General features: G+C 71.5%; 20 protein-coding genes. 5 read left to right on the top strand and 15 right to left on the bottom strand.

Features of this window, described 5'->3' with window-relative positions; translation table 11 throughout:
- The first annotated feature begins 65 nt into the window (after positions 1–65).
- Together NJE57_RS07730 and NJE57_RS07735 are read left to right on the top strand one after the other, a co-directional pair.
- Positions 66–1,277: a PspC domain-containing protein gene (locus NJE57_RS07730; RefSeq protein ID WP_319027807.1), complete on the top strand. Its 1,212-nt coding sequence runs from the start codon at positions 66–68 to the stop codon at positions 1,275–1,277.
- Positions 1,274–1,693: a hypothetical protein gene (locus NJE57_RS07735; RefSeq protein WP_319027808.1), complete on the top strand. Its 420-nt coding sequence runs from the start codon at positions 1,274–1,276 to the stop codon at positions 1,691–1,693. Before NJE57_RS07730 ends, NJE57_RS07735 begins: the two co-directional genes overlap by 4 nt.
- 120 nt (positions 1,694–1,813) lie before the next feature.
- On the opposite strand, the gene guaA is transcribed toward NJE57_RS07735, so the two are convergent.
- Complete coding sequence (gene guaA, locus NJE57_RS07740) at positions 1,814–3,358, bottom strand: glutamine-hydrolyzing GMP synthase (protein ID WP_319027888.1); 1,545 nt, start codon at positions 3,356–3,358, stop codon at positions 1,814–1,816.
- 289 nt (positions 3,359–3,647) lie between these two features.
- Here guaA and NJE57_RS07745 point away from each other — a divergent pair, with 289 nt between their 5' ends.
- A complete protein-coding gene (locus tag NJE57_RS07745; RefSeq protein ID WP_319027809.1) occupies positions 3,648–5,051 on the top strand; it encodes a wax ester/triacylglycerol synthase family O-acyltransferase in 1,404 nt (467 codons plus the stop codon).
- 15 nt (positions 5,052–5,066) lie between these two features.
- Here NJE57_RS07745 and NJE57_RS07750 read toward each other — a convergent pair whose 3' ends face one another.
- The 3 genes from NJE57_RS07750 to guaB form a co-directional block, all read right to left on the bottom strand.
- Entirely contained in the window at positions 5,067–6,830 is a 1,764-nt protein-coding gene (locus NJE57_RS07750) for a GMC family oxidoreductase (protein ID WP_319027810.1), read from the bottom strand.
- An 88-nt stretch (positions 6,831–6,918) separates the two neighbouring features.
- On the bottom strand, positions 6,919–8,058 hold the full coding sequence (locus NJE57_RS07755; protein WP_319027811.1) for a GuaB3 family IMP dehydrogenase-related protein: 1,140 nt from the start codon (positions 8,056–8,058) through the stop codon (positions 6,919–6,921).
- 6 nt (positions 8,059–8,064) lie between these two features.
- Positions 8,065–9,600, bottom strand: coding sequence for an IMP dehydrogenase (gene guaB / locus NJE57_RS07760; RefSeq protein WP_319027812.1), 1,536 nt, complete (start codon positions 9,598–9,600; stop codon positions 8,065–8,067).
- A gap of 112 nt (positions 9,601–9,712) precedes the next feature.
- Here guaB and NJE57_RS07765 point away from each other — a divergent pair, with 112 nt between their 5' ends.
- Positions 9,713–10,135 carry a DUF5319 domain-containing protein gene (locus tag NJE57_RS07765; RefSeq protein WP_413464380.1) on the top strand — a complete coding sequence of 141 codons (423 nt, stop codon included), beginning with the start codon at positions 9,713–9,715 and terminating at the stop codon, positions 10,133–10,135.
- 76 nt (positions 10,136–10,211) lie between these two features.
- On the opposite strand, the gene NJE57_RS07770 is transcribed toward NJE57_RS07765, so the two are convergent.
- The 4 genes from NJE57_RS07770 to groES form a co-directional block, all read right to left on the bottom strand.
- Positions 10,212–11,216: a hypothetical protein gene (locus tag NJE57_RS07770; protein ID WP_319027813.1), complete on the bottom strand. Its 1,005-nt coding sequence runs from the start codon at positions 11,214–11,216 to the stop codon at positions 10,212–10,214.
- Positions 11,213–11,794: a sigma-70 family RNA polymerase sigma factor gene (locus tag NJE57_RS07775; protein ID WP_319027814.1), complete on the bottom strand. Its 582-nt coding sequence runs from the start codon at positions 11,792–11,794 to the stop codon at positions 11,213–11,215. The genes NJE57_RS07770 and NJE57_RS07775 overlap by 4 nt, the downstream gene beginning before the upstream one ends.
- Before the next feature lie 272 nt (positions 11,795–12,066).
- Positions 12,067–13,689, bottom strand: coding sequence for a chaperonin GroEL (gene groL, locus NJE57_RS07780; RefSeq protein ID WP_319027815.1), 1,623 nt, complete (start codon positions 13,687–13,689; stop codon positions 12,067–12,069).
- Between the two features lie 133 nt (positions 13,690–13,822).
- Complete coding sequence (groES, locus tag NJE57_RS07785; RefSeq protein WP_017837219.1) at positions 13,823–14,110, bottom strand: co-chaperone GroES; 288 nt, start codon at positions 14,108–14,110, stop codon at positions 13,823–13,825.
- A 301-nt stretch (positions 14,111–14,411) separates the two neighbouring features.
- On the opposite strand from groES, the gene NJE57_RS07790 reads away from it, so the two are divergent.
- Positions 14,412–14,792 (top strand): DUF4190 domain-containing protein, encoded by a 381-nt coding sequence (locus tag NJE57_RS07790; protein ID WP_319027816.1) that lies wholly within the window; start codon positions 14,412–14,414, stop codon positions 14,790–14,792.
- Between the two features lie 10 nt (positions 14,793–14,802).
- Here NJE57_RS07790 and tsaD read toward each other — a convergent pair whose 3' ends face one another.
- Genes tsaD through NJE57_RS07825 form a run of 7 tightly spaced genes read right to left on the bottom strand, consistent with a single transcriptional unit; the run spans position 14,803 to position 21,540 of the window.
- Positions 14,803–15,828: a tRNA (adenosine(37)-N6)-threonylcarbamoyltransferase complex transferase subunit TsaD gene (gene tsaD / locus NJE57_RS07795; protein WP_319027890.1), complete on the bottom strand. Its 1,026-nt coding sequence runs from the start codon at positions 15,826–15,828 to the stop codon at positions 14,803–14,805.
- A gap of 8 nt (positions 15,829–15,836) precedes the next feature.
- On the bottom strand, positions 15,837–16,289 hold the full coding sequence (rimI, locus tag NJE57_RS07800) for a ribosomal protein S18-alanine N-acetyltransferase (protein WP_319027891.1): 453 nt from the start codon (positions 16,287–16,289) through the stop codon (positions 15,837–15,839).
- A 53-nt stretch (positions 16,290–16,342) separates the two neighbouring features.
- Entirely contained in the window at positions 16,343–17,086 is a 744-nt protein-coding gene (gene tsaB, locus NJE57_RS07805; protein WP_319027817.1) for a tRNA (adenosine(37)-N6)-threonylcarbamoyltransferase complex dimerization subunit type 1 TsaB, read from the bottom strand.
- A gap of 5 nt (positions 17,087–17,091) precedes the next feature.
- Complete coding sequence (gene tsaE, locus NJE57_RS07810; protein ID WP_319027818.1) at positions 17,092–17,652, bottom strand: tRNA (adenosine(37)-N6)-threonylcarbamoyltransferase complex ATPase subunit type 1 TsaE; 561 nt, start codon at positions 17,650–17,652, stop codon at positions 17,092–17,094.
- Positions 17,601–18,830, bottom strand: coding sequence for an alpha/beta hydrolase (locus tag NJE57_RS07815; protein WP_319027819.1), 1,230 nt, complete (start codon positions 18,828–18,830; stop codon positions 17,601–17,603). Before NJE57_RS07815 ends, tsaE begins: the two co-directional genes overlap by 52 nt.
- Complete coding sequence (gene alr, locus NJE57_RS07820) at positions 18,827–20,005, bottom strand: alanine racemase (RefSeq protein WP_319027820.1); 1,179 nt, start codon at positions 20,003–20,005, stop codon at positions 18,827–18,829. The genes NJE57_RS07815 and alr overlap by 4 nt, the downstream gene beginning before the upstream one ends.
- A gap of 38 nt (positions 20,006–20,043) precedes the next feature.
- Positions 20,044–21,540, bottom strand: coding sequence for a bifunctional ADP-dependent NAD(P)H-hydrate dehydratase/NAD(P)H-hydrate epimerase (locus NJE57_RS07825; RefSeq protein ID WP_319027821.1), 1,497 nt, complete (start codon positions 21,538–21,540; stop codon positions 20,044–20,046).
- Positions 21,541–21,545: the final 5 nt, after the last annotated feature.

Here is a 21,545-nt window from a genome sequence, read left to right on the forward strand (position 1 = left end):
CTCAGGGTCGAATATCAGGGTCGGCCCCCGATGTGGAAACCCGGGCCGCCCACCACGATGGAGTCATGTCCAGCACGAGCACCACCGACGTCCCATCAGAGCTCCGCTCCCTGTGGCGGACCCGACCCGTCCGGACCCCGGACGACGCCAAGATCGCCGGCGTCTGTGGCGGCTTCGGCCGTCGCTACGGGGTAGACCCCGTCCTCTTCCGCATCGCCTTCGTGATCGCCGCACTCTGGGGCGGGGCCGGGGTGTTCCTGTACGCACTGTTGTGGCTTCTCCTGCGCTCCGCCGGGGACGAGGCGTCCAAGGGGGAGGCGCTGATCGGGAAGGGCCAGGCATCCGGCTCCAAGGTCACAGCTGTCGCCCTCGTCGTCGTCGTCATCCTCAGCGCCCCCACCTTCGGCGGTTCCGGGGCCTCGTTCTTCGTGGGCGCCGGGTTCCTCATGGCCATGCTCGCCGGCTGGTACGGACTCCACCGCCGCACCCCCGTACCGCCCGCCGGCTGGGCCGAGGTGTCCGCCGTACGGCCGCCGTCCGAGCGCGCCGGAGCACCCGGTTCGGCCTGGACGTCACGGGAGCCCGGATCAGGGCCCAGTGCCCCGTACGGCCCGCCGGTGCCGCCCTCGTGGGACCCACTCGGCGCCGCCCCGTTCGCGTGGGACCTGCCCGACCCCGGAGTCGCCCCCGCCCCCGGTCCCGCACCGGCCAGGCGCCGGTCCCGCCTGACCAAGGTCACCCTCGGCGTGGCGCTCATCGCGGTGGCCGTGGCCGTCGGACTCTCCACGCTGGGCGGGATGACCTGGCTCGACTCCACCAGGATCGCCGCGATCGCCCTGGCAGTGGTGGCCGGCGGACTGCTCATCGGCGCGGCCACCCGTAGGGGCCACGGACTGCTGGTGGTGGCCGGCCCGCTCGCCGGGTTCGTGCTGCTGGCCTCGCTGGTGCAGGTCCCCGAGGGCGGCTGGGAGGGCACCGGCGACCGGACCCTCCAGATCACTGAACCCGCCCAACTCGACACCCCGGTGAACCACGAGATCGGCAGCGTCACGGTGGACATGCGTGAGCTGGAGCTGGACCGCGATCGCAGCTACAGCATCGCCAACAACGCCGGCGAGGTCCGGGTCCTGCTGCCCGCCGGGATCTCCGTGGACTCGACCTGCAACGCCGACATCGGAAGCGTGGACTGCCCGGACTCCGCTCGGGTCGACCCCTCCGACCCCGTCCTGTCCCTCTACGTCTACAACGGCATCGGCAGCATCACGGTGACGCGATGAGCGCCCGGCCCGACGACGACCAGACCGACCGCAGCGACCACACCGAGACACCACCCACCGGGAGCCATGAGATGACCAGCAACGACCTGCACGCCGACACCGCCACCCGCCCCGACCAGCCTCTCCACGACCCGCTCCCCTACGGGGCCGGCTTCACCGATCCGCACCGGTCGGGGTACGGGACCCCCACCGGGTACGGGGTCGGTTTCGAGCCGGAGCCCGCTCCCGCCTCGACCGACGCGGTGGCCCGGCGCGAGCGTTCGGGATCACCGGTGCTCGCGGTGGCCGGACTGCTCTCGTTGGGGGTCGCCGTGTGGGCGGTCCTGGGCGCGCCGGTCATCACCTCCACGGTCGTGATCGCCGCGGGTCTCGTCCTGGCGATCATCGTGGGCCTGGTCATGGTGGTCCGGCGCTGAGCCCAACCCGACCCGGCGTGGCCCACAGCCGCTCCCGTCGATGAACTCGCGCGTGCGCTTCGGCGGGGGCGGGAGTTCATCGGCGGGGGCGGCTGTGTCAGAGCTGCACAGGTGCCCGGTTCACTCCCACTCGATGGTGCCCGGCGGCTTGCTGGTCACGTCCAGCACGACCCGGTTGACGTCCGGGACCTCGTTGGTGATGCGGTTCGAGATCAGCGCGAGGGTCTCGTAGGGCACCCGCGTCCAGTCGGCCGTCATGGCGTCCTCGGAGCTGACCGGGCGCAGCACGATCGGGTGACCGTAGGTGCGGCCGTCGCCCTGGACGCCGACCGAGCGGACGTCGGCGAGCAGTACCACCGGGCACTGCCACACCGAGGCGTCCAGACCGGCGGCGGTCATCTCCTCCCGCACGATCGCGTCTGCCGCGCGCAGGGTCTCCAGCCGGTGATGATCCACGGCGCCGACGATCCGGATGGCCAGACCCGGCCCCGGGAACGGGTGTCGGCCGACGATCGCCTCGGGCAGCCCGAGCTCGCGGCCCACGGCGCGGACCTCGTCCTTGAACAGCAGGCGCAGCGGCTCCACGAGCGAGAACTCGATGTCGTCCGGCAGCCCGCCCACGTTGTGGTGGCTCTTGATGTTGGCCGTACCGGCACCCCCGCCGGACTCCACGACGTCCGGGTACAGGGTGCCCTGGACGAGGAAGTCGACGGAGGCGGCGTCGTCGCCCTGGAGCTCGAGAGCCTGGGTCACGGCCCGCTCGAACGACCGGATGAACTCCCGACCGATGATCTTGCGCTTGGCCTCCGGGTCCGTGACGCCGGCCAGGTGCCCCAGGTAGGTCTCGGAGTCGTCGAGCGTGATGAGTCGGGCGCCGGTGGCGGCCACGAAGTCGTTCTCCACCTGCTCGCGCTCCCCCGCCCGGAGCAGGCCGTGGTCGACGAACACGCAGGTGAGTCGGTCCCCGATCGCCTTCTGGACCAGGGCGGCCGCGACCGCGGAGTCGACCCCGCCCGACAGGCCGCAGATCGCCCGACCGTGGCCGATCTGATCACGAACGGCCTCGACGAGCTGATCCGCGATGTTGGACGCCGTCCAGGTGGGCTCCAGCCCGGCGATCTCGGTGAGGAAGCGGGTCAGGACCTGCTGCCCGTGGGGGGAGTGCAGGACCTCCGGGTGGTACTGGACGCCGGCCATCCGGCGCTCCGCGCACTCGAACGCCGCGACCGGGGCACCGGAGGACGTGGCGGTCACCGTGAACCCCTCGGGAGCGACCGTGACGGCGTCACCGTGGCTCATCCACACCGGGTGGGTCCCGGGCAGTCCGCCGTGCAGCACCCCACCGGACACCGTCGCCTCGGTCCGCCCGTACTCGCGGCTTCCGGTGTGCGCGACCTCTCCCCCCAGCGCCCCTGCCATGGCCTGGAAGCCGTAGCAGATGCCGAACACGGGCAGCCCGAGATCGAGGACCGCCGGGTCGAGCGACGGGGCGCCGTCGGCGTACACGCTGGCCGGCCCCCCGGACAGGACGAGTGCCACCGGGTCCTTGGCCCGGATCTCCTCCACCGTCGCGGTGTGCGGGATCACCTCGGAGTAGATCCGGGCCTCGCGCACGCGTCGCGCGATGAGCTGCGCGTACTGGGCGCCGAAGTCCACGACCAGCACCGGCCGGGGCGGGGCGGGGGCTCCGGTCGTACCGGCGGTGAACTGGGAGTCGGTCTGAGCGTTCTCGGCCACGGACCCGAGTCTATGCCCCGCGGGCTCTCCGCCGAACTCGGCCACATCTCGCGGGGAGGCGTCCACACTGGACCACACCACGCCGGCCGGTCTCCGGCGAGCGCCACGATCGACGAGGGAAGTCACCATGGAGCGGATGACGGGCTTCGACGCGAGCCTGCGGTACCTCGAGTCGACGCAGCAGACGCTCGACGTGGGGAACAGGAAGGACTGAGGCATGGAACGGATGACCGGCCTCGACGCCAGCTTCCTCTACATGGAGACCGACGAGCAGATGATGGTGATCAACGGAGTGGTCCACCTCGACGTCTCCACCATCGACGAGGGGTACTCCTTCGAGCGACTCCGGTCCGGTCTCGCCCGGCGGGTCAAGGCCGTCCCCCCGTTCCGCCGGAAGGTCCACGACTCACCGTGGAACCTCGGCCACCCGGCGTGGGTGGAGGACTTCGACTTCGACATCGCCCACCACGTACGCCGGATCGAACTGGGGCCGGGCGAGACCGAGGAAGAGATGCTGGCCGTCTGCGGGCGGCTCGCCTCCACGCCGCTGGATCGCTCCCGCCCACTGTGGCAGGTGTGGATCATCGAGCGGGGCGACCCGAGCACGCCGACCGTCACCGCGTTCTGCCGTGTCCACCACGCGGTGATCGACGGCATGCTGGGCGCCGAGTTGCTCTCCACCCTCGCCGCCACGGACGCCTCCACGCCCGAGCAGGACCCGGCGCTCGTGCGCACCCACGTGGGCCGCGCCAACACCCTCCAGCTCGTCGCCGGTGGCGCTCGTGAACTGCTCGGCCGGCCACTGACGTTTCTCCGGTTGCTGCCCGAGACGGTGTCCGTGCCCGGGGCGATGAAGCGGGCGCGGGGCGGGGCGACCGGAGCGGAATCCATGCCCGCGCCGTTCACCGCACCGCGGACGCTGTTCAACCGCTCGCTCACCCCGCACCGGGCGGTGGCCACCGCGTCCCTCGATCTGGAGGCCGCCGCGCTGGTGACGTCGCGGTTGGGCGGGACCGTCAACGACGTCCTGCTCACCGTGGTCGGCAGCGCGGTCCGCTCCTACCTCGAGGTCCACGACAACGTCCCGGGCTCACCCCTGGTGGCGATCGTCCCCATGTCCACACGGGAGGACCTGACGACCGGCGGAGCCAACCAGGTCTCGGCCATGTTCGCCTCGCTGGCCACCGATGAGCCCGATCCGGTCGAACGGTACCGGCGGATCTCCGCCGCGGCCGAGACCACCAAGAGACAGGCCGGGACCGTCCGGCCGGCCCTGCTGGCCAACTGGGCCCGGATGAGCCCCCGTTGGCTACTCGACGTGGGGATGCGGGCCTATGAGACCTTCAGACTCGCCGATGTCCACCCGGTGATCTACAACCTGATCATCTCCAACGTGCCCGGCCCCCGCCACTCCCTCTACTTCCTCGGCGCGCGCATCACCCACATGCACCCCTTCGGCCCGCTGCTGCACGGGGCGGGACTGTCGGTGACCAGCGTGTCGGTCAACGGCCGACTCGACGTGGGCGTGGTCTCGTGCGAACACCTCGTGCCGGACCCGGACGTGGTGGCCGACGGGATCGAGGCCGCGCTCGACGAACTGGTCGAGCTCACCGCCCCGTGACCGGGTGGCGACCTGTCAGCTGACCCCGACGATCGGCAGACGCAGCGCGCCGGGCGCCGCCTCCGGCACGATCGGCGACGCGGGCGGCACCGGGGACACACGCTGGTAGGCCTCCCCCTGCGCGGGCCGGGTGTCGGCCTCGCCCTTGTTGGGCCACAGGGCCATGGCCCGCTCGGCCTGCGCGGTGATGCTCAACGCGGGGTTCACCCCGAGGTTCGCGGAGATCGCGGACCCGTCCACGATGTGCATCGTCGGGTAGTTCCACACCCGGTGATAGGGGTCCACGACACCGGTCTCGGGCGAATCCGAGATCGCACACCCTCCGAGGAAATGCGCCGTGAGCGGCATGTTCGCGATCTCACCCCACGTTCCCCCGGCCAGGCCGCCGATCTTGTCGGCGATCCGCCGCGTGGCCTCGTTGCCGGCGGGGATCCAGGACGGGTTGGGCTCGCCGTGGCCCTGCTTGCTGGTGACGTACCGGAGCGGGCCGCGGCGCTTGACCGAGGTCTCCAGCGAGTTGTCGAGGTTCTGCATGACCAGGGCGATCACCGACCGCTGGCTCCACCGTCGCAGGTGGAACAACTGGAGGAACATGGCCGGCTCGCGCCGGATCTCGTTCAGCAGGGTGCGCCAGCGCGGGAGTGGCCCGTCACCGTCGGTGAGCAGGGTCTGCAGGATCGCGATGGCGTTGGAGCCCTTGCCGTAGCGGACCGGCTCGATGTGGGTGTCGGACCGGGGATGGAACGACGACGTGATGGCCACGCCCTCCGAGAAGTCCTGCTCCGGCAGGTAGTTGGGGCGCATGGCTCCGAGGATCGACTCGGAGTTGGTGCGGGTGAGCTTCCCGAGTGCGTCCGAGAGCCGGGGCAGCGAACCGTCGTCCTTGGCGTAGTGCAGGAGGTGCTGGGTCCCCCAGGTGCCGGCGGCCACCACGACGTGCGAGGCCGTCATGGTGGTGGCGCGCTTGCCGCGGGAGGTCCAGGCACCGGTGCGCTCGAGAGTGACCTCCCACGTGCCGTCGGCCCGTTCGTTCAGGCCGCTGACGGTCGTGCGGTCGAGCACCCGGGTCCCCGCCCGCTCGGCCAGGCCGAGGTAGTTCTTGAGGAGCGTGTTCTTGGCCCCGTGACGACACCCGGTCATGCACTCGCCGCACTCGATGCAGGCCGTGCGATCCGGGCCGACACCGCCGAAGTAGGGGTCCGCGACGGTCTGGCCCGGCTTGCCCTCCCCCCCGGTCTTCTCACCGAAGAAGACGCCGACGGGCGTGTAGACGAAGGTGTCCTCGGCGCCCATGTCCCTGGCGACGGACTTCATGACCTCATCGGAGTGGGTGTGGGTGGGGTTGGTGACCACTCCGAGCATCCGGCGCCCCTGCTCGTAGAACGGGGTGAGTTCGTCCTCCCAGTCGGTGATGTGCCCCCACTGCCGGTCCTTGAAGAACGGGGTGGTGGGCTTGTAGAGGGTGTTGGCGTAGTTGAGAGAGCCACCGCCGACGCCCGCCCCCGCGAGGATCATGACGTCGCGGAGCAGGTGCACACGCTGGAGACCGAACAGCTTCAGCTTGGGCGCCCAGACGTACCGGTTGAGCCGCCACGAGGTCTTGGGAAAGTCCGAGTCCTCGAACCGACGCCCGGCCTCGATCACCGTGACGCGGTACCCCTTCTCCGACAGGCGAAGAGCCGTGACGCTGCCGCCGAATCCGGAACCGATGACGATGACGTCGGTGTCGGCGCTCGCGGAGGAGGCGGTGGTCGAGGGCGACGGCGTGGATGACGTCATGGTGAAGCTCCCTGGTGGTCGAGGTGTAGGTCACAGTACCCGAGCACCCAGAACCTACCCGACAGTAGCTCCCGATTTGTCCACCGCGTCAGGGGCGGACCGACAGGTCCACCTTCTGGAATCCCTTCACGTCCGAATACCCGCACTTGGCCATCGCGCGACGGAGGCCACCCATGAGGTTCCGGGTCCCGTCCGGGACACTCGTCGGCCCCTCGAGGACCTCGGCGAGGGGGGCCAGCGCCGTCTCGTCGTCGATCTCCGCGACGTGGCCGCGGGGGACCTTGGGGTGGGCGGACACGGCATCCCAGTACACACCCCGCCCCGGGGACTCCAACGAACCGGCCAGCAGTGGACCCAGCACCACGGCGTCGGCGCCACACGCGACCGCGCGGGCGATGTCACCGGAGGTGTAGATGTCCCCGTCGGCCAGGACGTGGACGTACCGACCGCCGGTCTCGTCGAGGTAGTCGCGGCGTGCGGCCGCCGCGTCGGCGATCGCGGTGGCCATGTGGACCTCCATGCCGAGCACCGAGCCGGTGGTGGTGATCCCCTCGACGCCGCCGTAGCCCACGATCACGCCAGCCGCGCCGGTGCGCATGAGGTGCAGGGCGGTCTTGTAGTCCACGACGCCGCCGGCGATCACCGGCACGTCCAGCCCACCGATGAACTCCTTGAGGTTCAGGGGTTCGTCCTCTCCGCTGACGTGCTCGGCGGAGATGATGGTGCCCTGCACGACCAGCATGTCGATCCCGGCCGAGACCAGACCGGGTGTGAGGTCGCGCGCGTGCTGCGGTGACACCCGGACGGCGACGGTCCCGCCCTCGTCGCGGATACGCCGGACCGCCGCGGCGAGCAACTCCCGGTCGATCGGTGCACGGTGCAACTCCTGGAGGCGCGCCACCGCCCTGTGTCCGGTCACGTCCTCGAGCGCGATCTCGCGGAGCTCGGCGATCGCCGCCTCGGGATCCGCATGACGCGCCCACAGGCCCTCACCGTTCAACACGGCCAGTCCCCCCAGCCGAGAGAACTCGACCGCCGACGCCGGTGAGACCACCGCGTCGGTCGGGTGGGTCATCACGGGCAGGTCCATCTGGTAGGCGTCGATCTGCCAGGCCGTCGACACCTCCTTGGAACTACGGGTGCGACGGGAGGGAACGATGTCGACCTCTCCCAGGCCGTACATCCGACGGGCCTCCCGGCCCATTCCGATCTCCACGACGTTGCGCACGCGCTCTCAGTCCTTGACGTTGTAGTTGGGGGCCTCGACGGTCATCTGGATCGCGTGGGGATGGCTCTCCTTGAGCCCCGCCGCCGTGATCTGGACGAACTGGGCACGGTGCATCTCCGGGATGGTGGCCGAGCCGGTATAGCCCATCCCCGCCCGGAGACCGCCGGTCAACTGGTGGAGCACCTGTGCCACGTCGCCACGGTAGGGCACGCGTCCCTCGATGCCCTCGGGCACGAGCTTCTCCTCGGACAACACGTCATCCTGGAAGTAGCGGTCCTTGGAGAACGACTTCTCCTGCCCCGGCTTGCCTCGCCCGCGCATCGCTCCCACCGACCCCATACCGCGGTAGACCTTGAACTGCTTGCCGTCCACGAAGATCAGTTCGCCCGGCGACTCGGTGCAACCCGCGAGAAGCGAGCCGAACATACATGCCGACGCCCCGGCCGCGATGGCCTTGGAGACGTCGCCCGAGTACTGCATACCGCCGTCGGCGATGACGGGGACGCCCGCGGCCTGCGCCGCCACCGAGGCCTCCAGGATCGCGGTGATCTGCGGGGCGCCCACCCCCGCGACCACCCGGGTGGTGCAGATGGACCCGGGTCCGATTCCCACCTTGATCGCGTCCGCACCCGCATCGATCATGGCCTGTGCCGCACCCCGGGTGGCGAGGTTGCCACCGATCACCTGCACCCGGTCGCCGAGCTCGCGCTTGACGCGCGCGACCATCTCGAGCGCGTTGCGGTTGTGGGCGTGCGCGGTGTCCACGACCAGGACGTCCACGCCGGCATCGGTGAGGGTGCCGGCGCGCTGCCAGGCGTCCTCGCCGGTGCCGATCGCCGCGGCCACCCGCAGCCGACCATCCGAGTCCTTGGTGGCGTCCGGGTGCTTCTCGGTCTTGACGAAGTCCTTGACCGTGATGAGACCGGTGAGGCGACCGTCACCGTCCACGATCGGCAGCTTCTCGATCTTGTGTCGGCGCAGCAGTCCCAACGCGGCCTCCGCGGTCACACCCTCGCGGGCGACCACCAGCGGAGCCCGGGTCATGACCTCGTCGACCCGGCGCGACTTGTCGACCTCGAACCGCATGTCGCGGTTGGTGATGATGCCCACGAGTTCGCCCCGCTCGTCGGTCACCGGCAGTCCGGAGATCCGGTAACGGGCGCACATCTCGTCGACCTCGGCGAGGGTGTTGGCGGGCGCACAGGTGACCGGGTCGGTGACCATGCCGGCCTCCGAGCGCTTGACCGTGTCCACCTGTGCCGCCTGGTCCGCCACGGAGAGGTTGCGGTGCAGTACGCCGATCCCACCCTGGCGGGCCATGGAGATCGCCATCCGCGCCTCGGTGACCGTGTCCATCGCGGACGACACCAGCGGAACCCGCAGAGTGATGTCCCGGGTGAGTCGGGTGCTCGTGTCGACCTCACTGGGGACGACCTCGGATGCGGCCGGCAGCAGCAGCACGTCGTCAAAGGTCAGGCCCACCATGGCGACCTTGGTCGGATCGTCGCCGCCGGTGCGCACGGGGCCTCGCGACTCGCTCATCTGCCGTCCTCCTGGGGGTCGTCTCGGTGTGAAGTCCGAGGATAGTGCGTCGATGCGCTCCGGCTCGAACCGTCGACCCCGCGCGGTGGTGGCCGGAGGGTACGGTGGGTGCGTGAACGATCCCCTTCGGCACGGCATGCCGCCCGACCCGTTCGCCGGCGATCCGGACGATCCGACCGCGGAACTGGCCGGCCTCGACCCTGTCGACGACGGCGTCCCGTCCGGTCCCCTGGACGCCGAGGAACGCCACGCCATCGAGGAGGACCTGGCCGATCTCGCCGAGTTCCGTGAGCTCCTGGCGCCGATCGGCATCAAGGGGGTCGCGGTGCAGTGCGAGGACTGCGCGGAGGAGCACTACCACGAGTGGGACATGCTCCGGGCCAATCTCATGCAGCTCCTCGAGGACGGCTCGCTCCTCCCCCACGAGCCCGCATTCGACCCGATCCCGGACGACTACGTCACGTGGGACTACTGCCGCGGCTACGCCGACGCGGTCCGAGCGATGCGACCGCGTCGGCTCTACAGGCGTCGCTGACCCCACCGAGCGCAGGTGACCCTGCTGACGCCGGCGGAGCCGCGGTCACTCCCGGCAGCTGAGTGAACCGCGCGGACTACGGCGTCGCCCGCGGGCCCGTCTGCGTCGGCGACGTGGTCGGGACCTGGGTGACCGTGGTCGTCCGGGACGGTGACGGCGACACGGTGTCCTCGGCGTCCTCCGGTTGTGGCTGGCCCGTCGTGGGCGCCAGGAAGTCCTGGATGCGCTGGGTGTCGATCGGGATCTGCAGTGTGGTGGAGATCCGGAGACCGTCGAGCGGCAGGGGAATCACCGGCATGCCGGGCGGCGGCGGTGGGATCAGGTTCGAGGGCAACGGGACCGGGATCCCGGGCACCAGCGTCGCGACCCCCTGACCCGGCCCGGGCTGCGGGGCCGGAGTCGGTGCGGGAGCCGGGGCGGGCGACGGGACCGAGCTGGGTGTGACCCGGCTCAGATCGCGCCTGATCGCGTCGCGGCGCTTCATCAGTTCCACTCGCTCCGAGGCGTCCGCGACCTCGTCGAGCCGGTCGCTCACCTCGGCGAGCAGTCGCTCGGCCCTGTCCCGGTCACCCTCACGTGCGGCGAGGTCGGCCGCGGTGAGGTCCTCGCTCAGATCGCCGACCAGCTCCACCTCACCCGCGCGGTCGGAGAAGATGGTCTTCGACACGCCCCACAGGGGGTCACCCGGCATCGCACTGTGGGCGGCGACCGACAGGCCGCCGACGATGACCGCCGCCACGACCGCGGCCCCGGTCACGGCCTGCCACAGGGCGGGGCGCTGGCCGTGGTGGTGGTCACCGGACCTGGCCCACCCACGCCGGGCGCGGAGGCGGGAGACGTTGGGCGCGAGCGCGACCGCGATCTCCTCCTCGTCCGGCAACTCGGGCAGTGGCGCGGAACCGACCTCGGCCCGCCACTCGGCGAGCAGGGCGAGGAGGGCATCCGCGTCGGCGGGACGGTCGCCCACCCCGAGTACGCCGAGGAGCTCGTCATCCCGCTCGACCTCTGCGGGATCCGGGCCGTACCCGTCGAGCGAGGCGGAGTCGTCCCGGCTGCCGGGGTCGACATCGTCGTCGTTCATCGCCATCGCTCCTCTCCGTCCTGCTCGATCCTCGCCCGGAGCTGCTTCATGGCCCGGTGTTGGGCCACCCGCACGGCTCCGGCCGTACTGTCCACGATCTCCGCGGTCTCCTCCGCGGAGAGTCCGACCACCACTCGTAGTCGGATGATCTCCCGCTGCTTCTCGGGCAGGGTCCCCAGCAACCGGGACATCGCCCTGGTCACCTCGCCGTCGAGAACGTGGTCCTCCGGCCCGATCTCCGACGAGAGCACCTCGGGGAGGTACTCCACGGGATCGGACTTGTTCCGTGCGGCGCCCCGGTGGGCGTCCGCGACCTTGTGGGCCGCGATGCCGTAGACGAATGCCATGAAGGGTCGACCCTGGTCCCGATACCCCGGTAGCGCTGAGAGCACCGCGATCAACACCTCCTGTGCGACATCGTCAGCCGACAGGTTGACCCTTTCCGAACCCCCGACGCGGGAGCGGCAATACCGCACCACACCGGGACGGACAAGCTCCAGCACCCGCGTAGCCGCAGTGCGGTCTCCTTTGACCGCGGCGGCGACGGCGAGTTCCAACTCGTCTGCTATACCTGTCATCGAATTCAGGGGGCCTCTCGTTACACAGATGTGTTACGGGGCACGGCCTTTCTGTCGGGGGTGCGACGCTCGCGCGTCGTGGTCTCACGCCCGGGCCGACAGCGGCCGTCGGGACGTGGGCACAGGATACTTCCGCGACCCCGGGGTGGGAGTCCGTCCGGTGAGGGACCAGCGTAGCCGGTGGGACCTCGGCGGGGCGACCGCGCGGGCCGGGAACGCCGAACGGGCCCCGGACCCGCAGGTGCGGGAGCCGGGGCCCGGACTGGCAGCCGTCAGTGGGAGTGACCGGCGTGCGAGTGCCCGCCGGAGGCCTCCTGCTCGGGCTTCTCCACGATCGCGGTCTCGGTGGTCAGGACCATCCGCGCGACCGAGCAGGCGTTGACGACGGCCGAGTGGGTGACCTTCACCGGGTCGATGATGCCCGCCGAGACCAGATCACCGTACTCGCCGGTGGCGGCGTTGAATCCGTCCCGCGGGCCGAGGTCGCGGACCTTGCTCACCACCACGGAGCCGTCCTCGCCCGCGTTGGCGGCGATCCAGAACAGCGGGGCCGACAGCGCCTTGCGGACCACGTTCACGCCGACGGCCTCGTCGGCGTCCGAGGTGTCCGCTGCGAGACGCTCGAGCGACGCCGCGGCCTGGACGAGCACGGAACCGCCACCGGCGATCACGCCCTCCTCGACGGCGGCCTTGGCCGAGTTGACCGCATCCTCGACCCGGAGCTTGCGCTCGGTGAGCTCGGTCTCGGTGGCGGCACCGACGCGGATCACCGCGACTCCTCCGGAGAGCTTGGCGATGCGCTCCTCGAGCTTCTCGCGATCCCAGTCGGAGTCCGACGCCTCGGCCTCGCGGCGCAGTTGCGCCACCCGGCCGTCGACGTCGGCCTGGTCGCCGTCACCGTCGACGATGATCGTCTCGTCCTTGGAGACGGTCACGCGCCGGGCGTGGCCGAGGACCTCGATGCCGCACTCGGAGAGCTTCATGCCCAGATCCGGGCTGACGACCTGGCCCTTGGTCACGATCGCGAGATCGTCCTGGAAGGCCTTGCGCCGGTCCCCGAAGAACGGGGCCTTGATCGCGACGACCTTGATGGTCTTGCGGATCGAGTTGACGACCAGCGTCGACAACGCCTCGCCGTCGACGTCCTCCGCCACGACCAGCAGCGGCTTGCCCGTCTCGGCGACCTTCTCCAGCAGCGGGAGCAGCTCCGGCAGGGAGCTGATCTTCTCGCGGTGCAGCAGGATCAGGACGTCCTCGTAGATGGCCTTCTGCTCGTCGGGGTCGGTGACGAAGTAGGGGCTGAGGTATCCCTTGTCGAAGGCGATGCCCTCGGTCACGGAGACCTCGGTGTGCAGTCCCTGGGACTCCTCGACCGACACGACGCCGTTGACGCCGACGGCGTCCATGGCCTCGGCGACCATGCGGCCGACCTCGGCGTCCCTGGAGGACACGGTGGCGACCTGCGCCACCCCCTCGGACCCCGACACCGGGGTGGCGGCGGACTTGAGGAACTCCACGACGGCTGCGGAGGCCTTCTCGATGCCCTTGCCCATGGCCATCGGGTTGGAGCCGGCCGCCACGTTCCGCAGGCCCTCACGGATGAGCGCCTGCGCGAGCACCGTCGCGGTGGTGGTGCCGTCACCGGCGACGTCGTTGGTCTTGGTGGCGACGCTCTTGACCAGCTGCGCGCCGAGGTTCGCGAACGGCTCCGAGAGCTCGATCTCGCGGGCGATGGAGACGCCGTCGTTCGTGACGGTCGGGCCACCGAAGGCCTTGGCCAGCACGACGTGCCGACCCTTGGGGCCGAGTGTGACCTTGACTGTGTCGGCGAGTTCGTCGACACCGGCGAGCATGCCCTTGCGGGCCTCCTCGTCGAACGCTATCAACTTGGACATTGATGGGACTCCTGGAGGGAAGAGGTTGTTCGGGACGGACGGATCGCGGGTGTGTGGGACCCCGGTGAGACACCTCCGCCCCGGCGGACCGGACACTGGCCGGCGCCACCGGGGCGGGGGTTACGGGTGCACGTCAGTCGATGACCGCGAGAACGTCGCGCGAGGAGAGGATCAGGTACTCCTTGCCCTCGTACTTGATCTCGGTCCCGCCGTACTTGGAGTAGATGACCTTGTCACCCTCCTTGATGTCCATGGGGATGCGGTCGCCGTCCTCGTCGAAGCGGCCCTTGCCGACCGCGACGACGGTGCCCTCCTGGGGCTTCTCCTTGGCGGTGTCCGGGATGACGAGACCGGATGCGGTGGTGGTCTCGGCAGCGGTGGCCTCGACGAGAATCTTGTCCTCAAGCGGCTTGATCGCCACGATGGATCCTCCGTGTGTAGATAGCTGATGTGTTCAGGGGGCGGGGCACCGGGGAGACGTCGTCGCGGGTGACGTGGCCGGGTCCTTGCCTATTGGCACTCTATATGCGCGAGTGCCAGCACTCAAGTGTCCCGGGTGCACGATCCGCTCCGGTTCGCGGACGGCGAACACCACACGGCTCGTGCCCACGTCCTGTCACGGGCTCCGACGGACGTCGCCCCGCCCGTACGAGCCGACGGGAAGCGGTGCCCCGCGTACCATCGGCGGCACGACCCAGCGCCGCCGGGAGGAGTCGTCGTCGATGTCCCGTCCGCCCTCCGGTGACGCGTCTCCGCCCGTGCGTCCGGCCCACGGTGGAACGCACGCGCCCGGCGGCGACGTCACCGCGAGCACTCCCGCTGTGGACGGGATCGCGATCGCCGCGATCGTATCGGCGGTGGGCAACGTCGTCTTCGGGTCATTCCTCGGGCTCTTCCTGCCCCTGCTCCCCGCGGCCTTCGCCCTGGTGTCCGTGGCCCTGGGCCACCTCGCCCTGGTCCGGATCCGCCGGACCGGGCGGTCCGGGCGCGGGCTCGCCAGGGCCGCCCTCGCGGTGGGATACCTGGGTTTGGTGGCCTTCGCTCTGATGGTGTGCGGCACCCTGATGTTCACCGGCTACGGTCTCGCCCTGATGGGCTTCTGAGAGTCCCCGTTCAGACCACCTGGGTGACCTCGACCGGCAGCCCCGGGTCGGCGGCCACCGTCAGGTCGCTGGGCCCGGCACCGACGGCCATGAGCGCGGATGCCACCGCTACGACCATCGCCCCGTTGTCCGTGCAGAGCCGCGGCCTGGGGACCCGGAGGTGGATCCCGGCATCAGCGCACCGCAGGGCGGCCAGGTCGCGGAGCCGCGAGTTCGCCGCGACGCCGCCTCCGACGAGCAGTGTCCCGACCCCGAGGTCGGTGCAGGCGCGTACCGCCTTCATCGTGAGCACGTCGGCCACGGCCTCCTGGAACGAGGCGGCGACGTCGGCCACGTCGAGCCGTTCGCCGTCGCGCTCGGCGGCCTCGATCCTCCGTGCCACCGAGGTCTTGAGCCCGGAGAACGAGAAGTCGTGGCGGGCGTCCCGCGGACCGGTCATCCCGCGCGGGAACGCGATGGCCGCGGGATCCCCCGACGCGGCCAGGCGGTCGATCACCGGCCCTCCCGGATATCCCAGCCCCAGGAGTCTGGCGACCTTGTCGTAGGCCTCCCCCGCCGCGTCGTCGACCGTGGATCCGAGCTCCACGACGGGCTCGGTCAGGGACCGGACGTGCAGGAGTTGGGTATGGCCTCCGGAGACCAGCAGCGCCACGCACTCCTCGAGCGGACCGCCGTCGAACCCGGCCACGGCCACGTGCCCCACCAGGTGGTTGACGGCGTAGAACGGTGTTCCCCATGCCGCGGCGTAGGCCTTCGCCGCGGACGACCCCACCAGGAGTGCACCGGAGAGTCCGGGACCGATGGTGGCGGCGACGGCGTCGGGGCGGTCCACTCCCGCCTCGGCGAGGGCGGCGCGGACGGTCGGGACCAGCGCCTCCAGGTGGGCGCGGGAGGCGATCTCGGGCACCACCCCGCCGAAGCGCGCGTGTTCGGACATCGACGAGGCCACCACGTCGGAGAGCAGCTCGGCGCGCCCGTCGTCGTGGACCCGCGCGACGGCCACACCCGTCTCGTCGCACGAACTCTCGATCCCCATGACGGTTCTCACGAGCCGCTCCCCTCCACTGTGTCCGACCCGGTGCGCGCCGGGCGCACCATCAGGTATGCGTCGGCCCTGCTCGGACGGTAGTACCGGGGTCTCAGCCCCGCCACCTCGAATCCGTGTGCCTCGTAGAGGCGACGCGCCGGGACGTTGTCGGTCCGCACGTCCAGCACCACCGGCGCCCGTTCCGAGTCCGCGACGGCGAGCAACCGCCGCAACAACGTGCGCCCGATCCCTCGTCCGCGGAACGCGGGGTCGACCCCGATGGTGTGGACCTCGAACTCCCGGTCCCCCTCCCGCCCGAGCGCCGCCAATACCGCGTACCCGACCAGCAGACCCCCCGAGCGGGCGGCCAGACAGGTGGTGTGCCGGGCACTGATCTCAGAGAGGAATGCCGCCGCCGTCCACGGGCCGTCGTCGCGGAACATGACCAGTTCGAGCTCGGCGCACCGCATCGCGTCGTCGGGGACCAGCACGTCGTGGACCACGTCATCGGGTGCCCGATCGCTCACCGCGGCGGCCCTCCGCCGGTGGAGGGTGCCCGCAACGCCGCCGAGGGCTCCACCCTGCGGGGTGGAACCGCGTCCGGTCGCCGTAGGTACAGGGGCTCGAGCGGGGCGGGGTCCGCTCCCACGAGGAGGTCCGCGGCCGCGGCCATGACCAACCCGGCCGGGTCCGGTGCGGTCACCGGGTCCGGGCCGTCGTCACCGGGCCGGACGCCGGCGTTCCCGGCGGTGAGCTCCCCGAGCCGCACGGGATCCCCCACCACGTGGTCGACACCGTCGACGGGGATCCCGGCCGCGGGACCGACCGCGGGGCCGGAGACCCGGGTGCCGTCGGGTGCGTACCGCGCATGATAGGCCTCGCGGCGCCTGGCGTCCGTGACGACGAGGAGTTCCCCGGCGACCCCCGCGGCACGCGCACGTTCCGCGAGCCCGTCGAGCGAACAGACCCCGTACACGGGGCGGCCGACCGCGTCGGCGAACGCGGCCGCGGTGACCATCCCCACCCGCAGCCCGGTGAACGGGCCCGGGCCCACACCCACCACGACGGCGTCGAGATCGGCCGGGGTGAACCCCGCCTGCGCGAGGCTGTCCAGGATGTGCGGGGTGAGCAGTTCGGCGTGGGCGCGCGCGTCCTCGGTGACCCGCGTGGCCAGGGTCGTGACGACCGGTCCGCCGTCACCGGGGGCGAGCCGGCACACCCCCGCGGTGACGGAGGGGGTCGAGGTGTCTACGGCGAGGACCAGCACGCCGGTCAGGGTACCGCCGGCCCGGTGCCCGGACCGGTCCGGTGCCAGGTGGCCGAGCGCACGTCGGTGTCCGGGCGGCGCTCGAGGGTGACGACCAGCGGGGAGGTGACCAGGGAGTCCACGAACCCGGCGCCCCACTCCACCACCACCACGTCATGGTCCAGCGCGGAGTCCAGGTCGAGTGATTCCAGCTGATCGGCCAGGTCCGCGGAGGAGGGTTGTTCCGCGTCCGGCGTCTGGCCCCCCAGCAGCCGGTAGGCGTCCACGTGGACCAGTCCGGGACCGTCCGGGGACGCCGGGGCGTGCCGGCGGGCGATCACGAAGGTCGGGGAGGTGACCCGGCCCCGGACGCCGAGACCGGCGGCGATTCCGGCGGTGAGCGCCGTCTTGCCGGCGCCGAGCGGCCCGTCGAGCACCACCACGTCCCCGGCCCCCAGCAGAGCCGACAACTCGGCGCCGAGCCCGCGGGTGTCCTCCACCGTGGGCAGCAGGCGCTCCCCCGGCACCCCGATCGTCACGACGCCCTGCTGTGGCCCGTCGATGGTCCACGGGTGCGCGAACGCCATTCGACGATCGCGTCCGCGATGAGGTCGCCGAGGACCTCCGACACGTGCGCCGGCTCCTCGAGCATCACCATGTGGCCGGCGCCCGGGACCACCACGAACTCGGCGTCCGGCAGCGCCTCGGCGATGTCCACAGACCGGTCGAGCGGGGTCAACAGGTCGCGGTCGCCACACAGCACCGTCGTACGCACGTCCCTCAGCACGGGTATGGCGGCGGTCTCGTCGTGCCGGGTGAGGGTCTCGAAGAAGTTCGAGATGGTCAGCACGTCTGTCGACGCGATGAGCTCATCCACGAACCTGGCGACGGTCGGGCTCATCCGGGCCGGGTCCCCGAACGAGCCTCCGTAGATGAACGGCGACATGATCGCGCCGAAGGCCTTCCGTCCGCTGGTGAACACGCCGGGGGTACGACCTGCGAGCCCGGCGACCCGGCTGACGGCCTTGCTCTCGAGCACCGCGCCCAGACCCGACTCGGACAGCTCGGCCATCGCGGTGGCGACCAGTCCCACCCCGAGGACCCGCTCTCGGACGGTCGCCTCGTGACGGGCGGCGTAGCCCATGACCGACATCCCGCCCATCGAGTGACCGATCACCACGATCGGACCTGTGGGCGCGGTCGCCGAGACGACGGTGTCCAGGTCCGCGGCGATCTGCGCGATGGTCGAGTTGGCGCGCGAGCCCTTACCGCTGAGCCCGTGACCGCGCTGGTCGTAGAAGACCATCCGGATCTCGGATCCGAAGCGGTCCTGCAGGTGACGGCGCTGGAAGTGCCACGAGTCCATGGACAGCGTGTATCCGTGGGCGAACACCACGGTCATCGGAGCGTCGGTCGGCCCGGCCTCACGGACCGCGAGCGGGACACCGTCGGAGGCGGCGACCATCGAACCGCGGTCCACCCCGAGCTCCCACATGTCTTCGCCCGCCCACGGGTCCCTGGCCTTCCGTCCCGGCAGGATCGTGGCCACCGATCCGATCGTGGCGGCGCCGAGGGCACTGAGACCCGCGGCGAGTCCACCGGGCGTCCGGATGTGCTCCGCTACGGCCTCGACGTCCTCCGGCGCTCCGCCGACGAGTTCGGGCGGCCTGATCTCGACCGGCTCCTCCGCCGGGGACCGGGAGGGCCGCCGGGGTAGCCGGATCCGCGGAACCGACCTCCGGGGCGACGCGTCCTCTCCGCTCATCGTGAACCCTTCCTCTGACCACCGGGCGCGCGGCGGCCGGTGAGAACGTGGTGTCGGGTCGCCCGACCCCGGACGGCCGTGACCACCTCGTAGTGGATGGTCCCCAGCGTCCGGGCCCACTCGGCGGCGGTGGGGTCTCCGTCGGAGCCCGTGCCGAACAGGACGGCGGTGTCACCCGCCCGTACCGCCTCACCCGGATCCGGGCCCAGGTCGACGACGAACTGGTCCATGCAGACACGGCCGACGTTCGGGTACCGGCGGCCACCGATCGACACGTCGAGCCGACCCGAGAGCAGTCGCCACACCCCGTCCGCGTACCCCGCCGCCACGAGCGCGACGGTGGTGTCCCGCGGGGCGAACCAGGTGTGCCCGTAGCTCACCCCCTGGCCTGCGGCGAGACGCTTGACCATCAGGACCTCGGCGGTGAACGTCATCGCCGGCACCAGGTCCGCGTCGAGCCCCTCGACGGGGTTCAGCCCGTACAGGGCGATCCCGGGGCGGACCATCTCGAAGCCGTCGTCCGGCCGGGTCAGGGTGGCAGCCGAGTTCGCGTGGTGGTTGACCGGGCAGTCCAGGCCACGGGCGCGGGCGTCGGCCACGCAGGCGTGCAACCGGTCCACCTGTTGGTCGATCACCGGGTTGCCCGGATCGTCGGCGTGGGCGAAGTGGGCCATCAACCCGGTGACCTCGACGAGCCCCCGGTCCGACGCGCTCACGAGCCGCTCGAGTAGTGCGGACCACTCGTCCAGGGTGATGCCGGAGCGCGCGAGTCCGGTGTCCAACTTGGGGGTCACCCGGGCGCGGAGACCCGTACGGCGTGCGGCCTCGAGCACGGTGTCGAGGTGGCCGGGGCTGGGGACGGCCAGGTCGACCCCGGCCTCGAGCGCCGCCGTGACGTCGTCGCCGACCCCGTACAGCCAGGCCAGGATCTCTGTGTCGATCCCCGCCGAACGCAGCTCCAGGGCCTCACCGATCGTGGTGACGCCCAGCGCGTCCGCGCCTCCGCGCAGGGCGGCGAGGGACACGGGGACTGCCCCGTGTCCGTAGGCGTCGGCCTTGACCACGGCCATGACCCGCGCCCCGCTCGCGGAGCGGACGAGGACGCGGGAGTTGTGCTCGATCGCGTCCAGGTCTATCTCGGCGCGGCACGGCGACGGGGGGACAATTGGACCCATTTCGTCCATTCTGCCAAACAACGGCCCCCGGCAGCGAGTCACGCACCGCGCAGCGCGGAGATCGCCGACGGCAGGGCTGCCAGCAGATCGCTCGCCCCGATGGGTGCGCCCGCCCCACCCGTACGCAGCGCCGCGATGCGCGAGGCCTCGCCGTGGGCGGTCGCCGCGGCGACCGCCGGCCACGCGGCCGCCCCCCCGGCCCCCATGCCGTTCGCGAGCAACGCCCCGACCATTCCGGACAGCACGTCCCCGGAACCGGCTGTCGCGGCCCAGGAGGAACCGGCGTCGACCGACCAGGTGGTCTCGCCGTCGTCGACGAGCGTCACCCGGCCCTTGAGCAGCACCGTCGCCTCCACACCCCGGTCCCGCAGACCCGCGACGTAGCGACGCAACGCACCGGGACGGTCCGCCCGGTCCCACCCGCCGGTGAGCCGGTCGAACTCGCCGGCGTGGGGGGTGAGCAGCACCGGCGCGGTCGCGCTCCGGAACAGCACGGGATGGGCGGCGAGACAGGTCAGGGCGTCCGCGTCGAGCACCGTGGGCCGACCTGCGGACAGGACCGCGTCGATGTCGGACACCGTGGCGGTCCCGTTCCCGGCGCCGGGACCCACCACCCAGGCCTGGGCCCGGCCCGCGTCGGCGACGGTCGGGTGACACACCACCTCGGGCCGGGCGGCGAGCACGGCGTCCCCTCCCGACCCGACGTACCGCACCATTCCCGACGTCGCGGCCACCGCCGCCGACGCGCACAACACGGCGGCTCCCGGATACCGGTCGGAGCCGGCGCGAATCGCCACCACGCCCTGGGAATACTTGTCGTCGTCGGGACCCGGCACCGGCCACGACCGGCCCACCTCCGGTCGACTCGGTCCGACAAGGGTTCCCGGTCCCGCCGGCTGCCCGGGCAACCCGATGTCCACCACCTCGACGCGGCCGCAGACCGGGGAGGCGAGCAGGTGCGCCCGGCGCAAGAGCCCGAAGGTGACGGTGACAGCGGCCGGGACATGCGGCTCGTGAACGGTTCCGGTGTCGGCGTCGACCCCGCTCGGAAGGTCCACGGCCACCCACGGCACCCCGGCCGTGGCCAGGCTCTCGACGATCCCCGCCGCGGGAGCGCGCAGTGGCCCGGCGCCCGCGAGCCCCACCACGCCGTCGACGGCGACATCGGGAACGGGGACGGGAGAGCCCAGCGCCTCCGCGTGGTGGATCCGCCCGCCGGCGCGGCGAAGGGCGGCCAGACCACGATCGTGCACGCGGTCCGGGGCCAGCACCACGGCGTCCACCCGGCAGCCGCGGCCCCTCAGTACCGCACCGGCGTAGAGCGCGTCGCCACCGTTGTCCCCACTGCCCACGATCAGCAGGACCGAGCGCCCGTAGACCCCACCGGTCCGACTCCGCAGGAGCTCGGCGGTGTGGTGCGCGACCCCCGCGGCCGCGCGACGCATCACGGCGTCCGGGTCCCCGGCCGCCGTCGCCGCCTCGATGAGCGGACGCTCGGCGGCCCGGATCGCCTCGACGTGGTACGCGCGTGACATGACTA

The organism is Dietzia sp. PP-33, assembly GCF_033790845.1.
GTDB lineage: Bacteria > Actinomycetota > Actinomycetes > Mycobacteriales > Mycobacteriaceae > Dietzia.

Excerpts from the sequence above, each read along its gene's own strand:
- rimI (WP_319027891.1), bottom strand. The coding sequence starts at position 16,289 with ATGCGGTGCGCCGAGCTCGAACTGGTCATGTTCCGCGACGACGGCCCG.
- NJE57_RS07825 (WP_319027821.1), bottom strand. The coding sequence starts at position 21,540 with ATGTCACGCGCGTACCACGTCGAGGCGATCCGGGCCGCCGAGCGTCCG.
- guaB (WP_319027812.1), bottom strand. The coding sequence starts at position 9,600 with ATGAGCGAGTCGCGAGGCCCCGTGCGCACCGGCGGCGACGATCCGACC.
- alr (WP_319027820.1), bottom strand. The coding sequence starts at position 20,005 with ATGGGTCCAATTGTCCCCCCGTCGCCGTGCCGCGCCGAGATAGACCTG.
- NJE57_RS07790 (WP_319027816.1), top strand. The coding sequence starts at position 14,412 with ATGTCCCGTCCGCCCTCCGGTGACGCGTCTCCGCCCGTGCGTCCGGCC.
- NJE57_RS07770 (WP_319027813.1), bottom strand. The coding sequence starts at position 11,216 with ATGAACGACGACGATGTCGACCCCGGCAGCCGGGACGACTCCGCCTCG.
- NJE57_RS07775 (WP_319027814.1), bottom strand. The coding sequence starts at position 11,794 with ATGACAGGTATAGCAGACGAGTTGGAACTCGCCGTCGCCGCCGCGGTC.
- tsaD (WP_319027890.1), bottom strand. The coding sequence starts at position 15,828 with ATGGGGATCGAGAGTTCGTGCGACGAGACGGGTGTGGCCGTCGCGCGG.
- NJE57_RS07815 (WP_319027819.1), bottom strand. The coding sequence starts at position 18,830 with ATGAGCGGAGAGGACGCGTCGCCCCGGAGGTCGGTTCCGCGGATCCGG.
- NJE57_RS07750 (WP_319027810.1), bottom strand. The coding sequence starts at position 6,830 with ATGACGTCATCCACGCCGTCGCCCTCGACCACCGCCTCCTCCGCGAGC.
- groL (WP_319027815.1), bottom strand. The coding sequence starts at position 13,689 with ATGTCCAAGTTGATAGCGTTCGACGAGGAGGCCCGCAAGGGCATGCTC.
- NJE57_RS07745 (WP_319027809.1), top strand. The coding sequence starts at position 3,648 with ATGGAACGGATGACCGGCCTCGACGCCAGCTTCCTCTACATGGAGACC.
- NJE57_RS07735 (WP_319027808.1), top strand. The coding sequence starts at position 1,274 with ATGAGCGCCCGGCCCGACGACGACCAGACCGACCGCAGCGACCACACC.
- tsaE (WP_319027818.1), bottom strand. The coding sequence starts at position 17,652 with ATGGCGTTCGCGCACCCGTGGACCATCGACGGGCCACAGCAGGGCGTC.
- NJE57_RS07730 (WP_319027807.1), top strand. The coding sequence starts at position 66 with ATGTCCAGCACGAGCACCACCGACGTCCCATCAGAGCTCCGCTCCCTG.